The organism is Methylomonas subterranea, from assembly GCF_024505185.1.
In the GTDB taxonomy this organism is placed as follows: domain Bacteria; phylum Pseudomonadota; class Gammaproteobacteria; order Methylococcales; family Methylomonadaceae; genus Methylomonas; species Methylomonas subterranea.
This window is the reverse complement of the sequence record NZ_JANIBJ010000042.1, coordinates 26,071-34,055: the sequence shown is the minus strand read 5'-3', so window position 1 is coordinate 34,055 and position 7,985 is coordinate 26,071. Positions and strand designations below refer to the sequence as shown.

Below are 7,985 nucleotides of genomic sequence, written 5' to 3'. Positions count from 1 at the left end.
GCGGCCGGTGGTGAACCGGCCGCGCCGCGTCCTAAACGGGTGTCTCTCCGTCTATTGGTGTGGCGGAAATCATCACCCACATAACCGATTCGGCCAGCGATGTAATAACGGTTTGCGTTGCTTCGTTGTTCTGGCCAAGCGTGCCGCTTTGCCGTTTGATCTCTTCAAGCAAGTGCAAGGCTTTTTTGTGTTCACCTGCGGGGATTTGAAAATAGTTGCTCATGGTTAGGTTCTCTTATAGAAGTGAGGGAAGGGGGCCGCATCCTTGCGGCCTGTGCATCACTAGGCGGCTTTCAGCTTGCGCATTTCCTCCGCAAGCGTCCAAAGTGCCTTATTCAGCTTGACGTTTTCACTAACGCCTTTCACCTCACGCGCGCGGTGTGAGCGGCGAGTCTCCTTATTCATCACATTAACCCCGCCGCGAATGACTTTTTCTTGCAACACGTTAAACGTGGTGAACAAATCGCCGGCACGGTCGCCGGTGCGGCGTGGGAGTAACAGCGCGTCATTATCAACCGCTACCTCGTCAGCATCCCAGCGCAGTTCTTTAGCCGCCTCGGCAAAAATGCGGCGCTCTGCGGGGCTTAGGTCAATGCCTTGCATCAGTTCCATTTGTTCAAGCGCTTTAGGCGTTTGCGAAACCACGTGATAAGTGCCCTCGATGACGTTATTAACTACGTCGCCAGAATGGCGAACTCTAACGGCTTCAATCTGGCCATCACTAACAATCATGCCGTTTGAGCACACAAGGCGGTAAAGGCCAGCGCTCAACTGATAAGAGCTAGTGCCATCGTGCGAATTAACCAGCACGATTTCCGGCTTGACTTCGCCAACGGTTGAAAATCCATCATGCTGACGGAATCTTAAAAGATGTTTCGCGTAACCTTTTTTTGTCACATCGCGAACGCGGCTTTCGGTTGCGAACACGGGCAAAAAGCCTTCGTTGCGCAAGGCTTCGACGATGTTAATGGTAGGGATGAATTTGTAAGAGTCTTTGCGGCTCTCGTGCTTATCGGCGGCGAACACCGATGGAGCCAAGCGGCGCAATTGATCGTTGTCCAGTGGGTTTTGGGTTTTGGTGCCGTAAAAAGAACGTAACATGGTAAATCTCCGTTAAACCTGGCCAGAGCAAAGTGCCCGGCCTTCTGATGGTGGGGCGGTTGCCCCGAAACCATGGTGCTATTATCCGGGTTTATCGTTTGCCTGTCAAGCTTTTTTGCATGATAGAAGAAAAAAAACACCGCCTTTTTTACAAGCAAATCAACCAGTTATGGCACGCCCCTTGCATCTGGATTAAGGGTTCAGGGGAGCGGGAATCTAAACAGCGCGGCGATAGCCGCACCTTTTGTTCACCATGACAAAACCCCGGCTCGGGAGGCATCCGTCTTAATGGGACGAGGGTGTGCGGTGCGTACAGTCGGCCGGAGGGTTCGGCGCGGTCAAGGGCGGACATAAAAAAATCGACACAAAGCCATAATCAAAATGGTGTCTATTTTTTTATGTTCGGGCGCAGCCTTTACCCTTGATCGATGAAGCCGGACGCTCTGGCAATCTGTTCGCACATTACGCACATCCTTCCCATTAAGGCACCACGCTAGGACAGGTGGGCACGGTTAAACCCCCAACATCTAAACTCAGCGCGGCGATAGTCGCACCTTATTCATTGCAACAACATTTTCGCGGGCGCGAAAATCACCTCATCGATCATACAAGCTGATTTATGCACACTCGCCCGCGTGGGGGTCTTTCAACCTACCCCCGAAAAAGCGGGGCGTTGTGTATAAATCCACCGATTACCTTTAGGGTGTTGCTGTTCGAGCAGGGCGATAGCCTTGCGTGCCGTTAGGGATAAGCCACAGCGGCTAAGGGAGGTGGGGCGGTGCGTAGCTTGCGGAGCGCCGACGCACGTCCCTTATTGAGCGTCGGCAAGGCGGCCTGGAAGGTGCCGGCGATAGCCGGCAGTCGGTACGACCGAAGCGAAAGCGGAGTCTGTAAGGGCGTCCGGTTTTTCGCGGGCGCGAAAAATGCCCCTGAAATAAAAAACAGCATATGATCCCAATCAGACCCTAATGTGGCCAAACATTCCGGTGTAGATCAGCGCGTTCCAAATTTTCTTTATCGTTTGACCTGTTTCTTGGTTCACAAACAAAGATGATCGACTGCCATAAGGAGCACCCAAGAAATATGGGCGCATTGATTCCCACGTTTCAGCTACCTCTGACCACCTCCAGCACGGGATCTCTTTCTCTAAAATGAGAGGCATAGCGAGTGACAAAGGAATCATTCTATCCATTGGAAGGGGCTTATCCCAATCGCACTTGACCAAAATAGGATTGGCATTGGGTTGGTATAGCTGTACATCTAGCCTTTCCGCAGTAATGGTGGCAACAGGATGCGGTGGAAGCTCTGCGACGGAATCAATTACTTTTTGACCATCATGGTACGGACACGTGATAAACGCGTTTGCAAGATATATTGTGTGATCGAGACCTCTGTATCCACATTCACGACCAGGATGAGTTACCGGATCGCGGCTGTCATGATTCGTGACTAACGGATGCCATGATGGATAGCTGTCAATCACTGGCCCATACTTATCAACAATATCATCGAACGCTTCTTTGCTGCGCGCCCTCTGAGATTCGTCCGCATCCCTAAGTCGAGAAATAAGATAATTTACCGCACGTTCATATCCCATTCGTGCAGCTTCGTCTGCTCTGAAAGCCATCTAGCACCTCGTAACACTAACTTAAAATACACATTATACACTTATCGCGCATAAGTTTATAGTTTTATGCGCAATCGCGTCGATTGGTGCGAGCTTTGCAGAGCAACGATAATATGCTAATGTTTGATAATGTTTTTTAGATATTGACAACGTTTGACAAGGTTTGATAAGGTATGAACAACAATGCCGGCCCCTTAAATCTGAGCGATTACTTAACCATCGGGGAAGCGTCGGAAACTCTTGGTGTAACACGCGCGACGTTGCGAAATTGGGATAAAGCCGGAAAACTGAAACCTTACCGCCACCCCGTTAACGGCTACCGACTTTACAACCGCAACGAATTGGAAACCTTGTTAAAAGTGGTGCAAACAACCCAATGAAACAACACACACACGACACAAAGCCGCTTGCCCTAGATTACACAACAGAAGCCTTTAAGCATGGCCGCATTATTCATGCGGATTGCTTCGAGTGGCTTTCTAGGCTCCCGGAAAACTCGCTTCATGCCGTCGTCACTGATCCGCCCTATGGTGTGCGGGAATATGACGACCACGAACTAGAAAAACGCGCGAACGGAAAGGGCGGAATCTGGCGATTGCCGCCGTCCTTCGATGGATCGACCCGCGCCCCGCTGCCACGTTTCACCGCCTTGGATGCCAAAGACCGGAAACGCCTTAAGCTGTTTTTTGCTGAATGGTCACGGTTGATTGTCCATGCCTTAAGACCAGGCGGGCATGCCCTAATCGCCACGAATGCCTTTATTGCATCGCTACTTTATGAAGCAATCACGGAAGGCGGTTTAGAATTTCGCGGACAGCTCATCCGCCAAGTTAGAACATTGCGCGGCGGTGATCGGCCTAAAAACGCAGAAGATGAGTTTCCGGACGTCGTCTCTCTGCCGCGTGGTTGTTATGAGCCGTGGGGCTTATTCAGAAAGCCGTTACCTGCAAAAATGACGGTTGGCGAGTGTTTGAGACAATTTGAAACTGGCGGGCTTCGTCGTCTACCTGACGGCAACCCGTTTGAAGATGTTATAGCAAGCGAAAGAACGCCGAGTGTTGAGCGTGATATAGCAAACCATCCAAGCCTAAAGCCTCAATCATTTATGCGGCAAATGGTTTATGCCGCTCTACCACTAGGCAAAGGGGTTATAGCCGACCCTTTCATGGGTTCAGGTTCAACGATAGCCGCCGCCGAAGCAATGGGGCTGCAAGCTATCGGCGCGGAAAGATACCTTGATTATTACAAGATGGCGGCTGACGCGATACCTGAGCTGGCCTTGATCGGCAAAGGACAAGCCCGCCGCGCAAAGACCACGCCCAAAACGGTTGAACAGCGCAAAGACCGTAAAGGGCTAGACGTCGTCGCGGTAAATCCAATTTGAATTCATTTTGTTGAAGCCGCTACGGGTAACGCTGGCCGTTATGGTTCGGCGGCTTGTTTCAGAACGACCGGAAAAATTCCAATCTTCTTTCTCAAGCTGCGCTCCATATACACCAACAAAGCGAAATGGACGCGGCGGGATATTGGTTAAGGCATCGCGCGACGTGTTGGAATCAAAGACAAAGACCATAAGCCAGCAAGCTTCGGCATTATGGCCTTGCCAGCCGCTCTTATGCCTTGAGCCTTTAACCTCAATACCAACCGTGTCGTGTTGAACGGCATCACCCGCAAACATACCGGCGGGGATTAAATCGGGGTGCCCGTTGTGATAGTTGTTCTTTACTATCGTAGGGCAATATTTAGGAATCGCCGCATTCATAAATTCGCCTACCATGCTGCTAAAATTCGCGGGCATAAGGAACGATTCTAAACGCGGAATTTGTTTGGAAAGCAAGGACGTATTTACAAAGCCCAAAAAGTCTAAAAACTCTTGCATTGCCGATTGAATATGATCGACTTGCAAACCAAATGGGATTTGTGTGTGTGGATTAAAGCCGTTGACATTCAAAGGTAGAGGCTGGCAAGCCTGTACCTCTAGTTGGGTTAGTTCCATTATATGCCGATTCGATATGATTCTATTGAATCGCGGAACTATAACTGTTAAGACAAGAATAGACAAAACATCTTAACGGATCGCGGCAACCACACCCGTACAAATCACTTGCGCACTCCCCGCGTGTCACCGCTCGATGACACAAATTTTTCGCGCCCGCGAAAATACCCCAATCAATCCACTGATTAACAAGCCACTCTCAAATTCCGATCTAAACCCGGCCAGCAATTCCAGCCAAAACCCGCCACCCATATCATAAAAACCGCTTGCCTTTCCCTGTATCATAACATAACATTACATATCTGTTACGTTATGATATGTTACGCAATACACCAACGGGAGAAACTAACTATGGCACGAATAGGTATTTCATACGAACAAGTGGCACAAGTCGCCGATGCGATCCTTGGCTCAGGCCAACAACCAAGCATCCGAGCTATCCGGGATCGGTTAACGACCGGCAGCCCCAACACCATCCAGCGACACCTAGCAACCTGGCGAGACGCCCGGCCACAAGCGGCCGCCACCGCCCCGGAATTGCCCAGCACTTTGACCGCGGCCATAGCGGCGGAAATCGAAAAAGCGGCCGCCATGGCACGGTCGGAAATCGAGGGCAGGCTTGTACAAGCCCAAGGCGACGCCGCCGAACTTGCCGCCACTGGTGAACAGCTTGAAGACGAACGCGACGAACTGCTCAACCAGCTAACCATCGTCACCACCGAACGCGACCAAGCCACCGCGACGGCTGCCGAACGAGCGACCGAAATTGAACGGATGACGGCTGAACTAGCCCGCGAGCGTCATGCAGCGGAACAAGCCCGGATCGAAGTCGCGCAAGGACGGAATAAACAAGAAGCGAGCGACGAAAAGCTCAAAGAACAGAAAACGGAAATCGAGCGACTCCGGCAACAGATTGATCAACTACAAACGGGCAAACAAGCGGCCGAGCAAGCGGCGGCTGTGGCAAACGCCAAACTGGAAGCCATGACGGATCGGACAACCCGTGCGGAAGCGCGGATTGATCAATTAGAGAAACAACAGGATGCCAACACCAAGGAACTCAACAGCGCCCGCAACCAAATCACCAGCCAGCAAATAGCGCTTGATGCGGCGAGCCGCGAAGCGGACACGCTAAAGGCCCAACTCAAAGAAACGAAAGCCGACGCCAAAAAGGCCGAGGGCGAAGCCTCCGAGCTGCGCGGCCAGGTCACGGCACTATCCACGCAACTCAAAAATAAACCGAAGCCCGGCAAAAGCGACCCCAGTTAACCCGTCCCGGCGAATTACTCAACCCACGCCTCGCGTGCCATCGTTCGATGGCACCGCTTTTTCGCGCCCGCGAAAAATGTCTCAAATTTAAATAAATTTTAGTTACGCGATAAAATCCCAGAAGCAAGCCAAAGCTGTCAATTGTACAAACATGCACAAAGAAGGGTAGGGCAAAAGAACCAACTTGATTAAACTACAACTGGCCCACAATAAAGTAGGGCAAAACCAAAACGATGATAACGACGGCACCGACCGGATATTAACGCGCGTATGAGAACAGAAGAGCAAGAAGAAGAACGAGAAAAAAAGAGGGAATTTCGAGCGGTTTTAGACCAATATGGAATCACGCAAGCCCAGGCAGCGGAGTTGATCGCCAACGAGACGGGGCAACCGGTTGCCGCGCGAAAGGTGCGGTCGTGGCTGGCAGACCCAGAAACGCCATCATCGCGGAATCTCCCAAATTGGGCGCTAACCGCATTGAAACGCGCAACGCAAAACATCCCTCCAGCAGTCCCACAAGATTAAGTAAAATAGTCTTGACATAGGCTCAGTGAGCCTATAACATCGGAACCAATTCAAACATTCGTCGCACTCTGTGCGGCGAACACAACATGCAATTGGACGGTGTTATGCAAAAAATCATCATATTCGTTGTAATGACCATAGGCGTAGTTACGCCGACGCTGGCACAAACGCCGCCGGCACAGGTGAATGTTGCGGAGCAACAGAACAGGGACGTCGAAAAAATCAAGATTCTGAACGCCGAGCTAACCGAGCAAAAACAGCTTTTAGCGGACGCTCAAAAAACCCGCGCGGTGCAAATGTCGGCCAACGAAACCGACGCCTTGGCGAAAACCGAACACCGGCTCGAAGAGCTAAACGCGAACATCAAACAACTGCAACAGGAAATTGCGCTTGCCGACGGCAGCGCCAATAAGACTGTCGTGGTCACGCCAGTGACTCCACCTGTTGCCAATGCAGCGACAACCCCGCAAAAAACCGCGACAACTGGCCCCTGGTGGGATTTGTATAACAAACCGCCACAGGCCGCACAATGACGACGGTATCGGCCGCGAACGGCGGCCAACCCCCTACCAGCAACAAAAAACACAGGCGTTTTTTGCCTGCCTTGTCTGCGGCCGGCACGATAAGGCCAACAAGGCAGCCAAAAATATCCTGGTTATGGGTATTTTAAAGTACGGACGCGAGGAAGCTATCAACATGGACGAATACCAACGATTTTCGCGCCCGCGAAAATTCACACCATTAAACAATCCGCTTTACCTACCTCTTTTACAACTTAGGAGAAATCCAGCATGAGAAACAGCCGTAAATTGATTCAACAACTATTGATCGCCATCTTCTGCTTAGGCATTCAGCGCCTCGCCTACGCCGCAGGCCCGTTTACAACCGGATCGGGCGCACTCTCGACCGACATTCTGGCGATCCTGACGCCAGTCGCAGTAATCGGCGTCATGGCGCTAGGCGCATTTGCCTGGTTCGGCCGTATATCCTGGGGAACGGCCGCCATGAGTATGATGGGCATCGTATTGGTATTCGGCGCACAACAGGTTGTCACCTGGGTACGCGGCCTTTTCGGGGTATAAAGTATGAGCCGCCGGAATGATGGCTTACAAGCCGACCCGTTGTTTGTCGCCGCAACGCGTCCCCCGATGCGGGCGGGGGTGACAACATCCGGCATCGTATTAGCCGCGATGTTAGTCATTGAAATGTTTTTAATGACTCGAAACATGCTGTGGCTGTTGTCCTATATCCCGATCCATGGACTGCTGGCCCTGATCCTAATGCCTGAGCCTCGTTATTTTGATTTGGCAACCCTTTGGGCCAGAACCAAAGGGCAGAATTGGATTAAGGGCAACTATAAAGCTTGGCGAGTGAGCAGCTACACCGCGCACCGCTACAACCTACCCAACAAAAAGGGGCGGCGACAACTGCCGCCAACTTGTTCCGCTTAACAGACAAGGAAATCGA

Annotated in this window: 10 protein-coding genes; 6 read left to right on the top strand and 4 right to left on the bottom strand. The window is 51.5% G+C overall.

The genetic code is table 11. The features are described 5' to 3' along the window. Positions 1 to 31 precede the first annotated feature (31 nt). From NP590_RS17850 to NP590_RS17840, 3 genes are all read right to left on the bottom strand, one after another. Entirely contained in the window at positions 32 to 223 is a 192-nt protein-coding gene (locus NP590_RS17850) for a hypothetical protein (protein ID WP_256604017.1), read from the bottom strand. A 59-nt stretch (positions 224 to 282) separates the two neighbouring features. Beyond that, on the bottom strand, positions 283 to 1,101 hold the full coding sequence (locus NP590_RS17845; RefSeq protein WP_256604016.1) for a DUF932 domain-containing protein: 819 nt from the start codon (positions 1,099 to 1,101) through the stop codon (positions 283 to 285). A 958-nt stretch (positions 1,102 to 2,059) separates the two neighbouring features. After that, positions 2,060 to 2,728 carry a hypothetical protein gene (locus tag NP590_RS17840; protein ID WP_256604015.1) on the bottom strand — a complete coding sequence of 223 codons (669 nt, stop codon included), beginning with the start codon at positions 2,726 to 2,728 and terminating at the stop codon, positions 2,060 to 2,062. A gap of 173 nt (positions 2,729 to 2,901) precedes the next feature. Between NP590_RS17840 and NP590_RS17835 the strand changes: the two genes are divergently transcribed. Both NP590_RS17835 and NP590_RS17830 read left to right on the top strand, forming a co-directional pair. Continuing rightward, positions 2,902 to 3,108 (top strand): MerR family DNA-binding transcriptional regulator, encoded by a 207-nt coding sequence (locus NP590_RS17835; protein ID WP_371927323.1) that lies wholly within the window; start codon positions 2,902 to 2,904, stop codon positions 3,106 to 3,108. After that, positions 3,105 to 4,112 carry a DNA-methyltransferase gene (locus tag NP590_RS17830; protein WP_256604014.1) on the top strand — a complete coding sequence of 336 codons (1,008 nt, stop codon included), beginning with the start codon at positions 3,105 to 3,107 and terminating at the stop codon, positions 4,110 to 4,112. Before NP590_RS17835 ends, NP590_RS17830 begins: the two co-directional genes overlap by 4 nt. Here the strand turns inward: NP590_RS17830 and NP590_RS17825 are convergent. Then, entirely contained in the window at positions 4,083 to 4,724 is a 642-nt protein-coding gene (locus tag NP590_RS17825) for a hypothetical protein (protein WP_256604013.1), read from the bottom strand. The two genes, NP590_RS17830 and NP590_RS17825, sit on opposite strands and share 30 nt — an antisense overlap. A 351-nt stretch (positions 4,725 to 5,075) precedes the next feature. Between NP590_RS17825 and NP590_RS17820 the strand changes: the two genes are divergently transcribed. The 4 genes from NP590_RS17820 to NP590_RS17805 all read left to right on the top strand — a co-directional run bounded on the left by NP590_RS17820 (position 5,076) and on the right by NP590_RS17805 (position 7,969). After that, positions 5,076 to 5,993, top strand: coding sequence for a DNA-binding protein (locus NP590_RS17820; RefSeq protein WP_256604012.1), 918 nt, complete (start codon positions 5,076 to 5,078; stop codon positions 5,991 to 5,993). 629 nt (positions 5,994 to 6,622) lie between these two features. Continuing rightward, positions 6,623 to 7,051: a hypothetical protein gene (locus tag NP590_RS17815; RefSeq protein WP_256604011.1), complete on the top strand. Its 429-nt coding sequence runs from the start codon at positions 6,623 to 6,625 to the stop codon at positions 7,049 to 7,051. Positions 7,052 to 7,309: 258 nt separating this feature from the next. After that, positions 7,310 to 7,600, top strand: a complete 291-nt coding sequence (locus tag NP590_RS17810; RefSeq protein WP_256604010.1) for a TrbC/VirB2 family protein — start codon at positions 7,310 to 7,312, stop codon at positions 7,598 to 7,600. Positions 7,601 to 7,603: 3 nt separating this feature from the next. Continuing rightward, entirely contained in the window at positions 7,604 to 7,969 is a 366-nt protein-coding gene (locus tag NP590_RS17805) for a VirB3 family type IV secretion system protein (RefSeq protein ID WP_256604009.1), read from the top strand. The last annotated feature ends 16 nt before the right edge of the window (positions 7,970 to 7,985 follow it).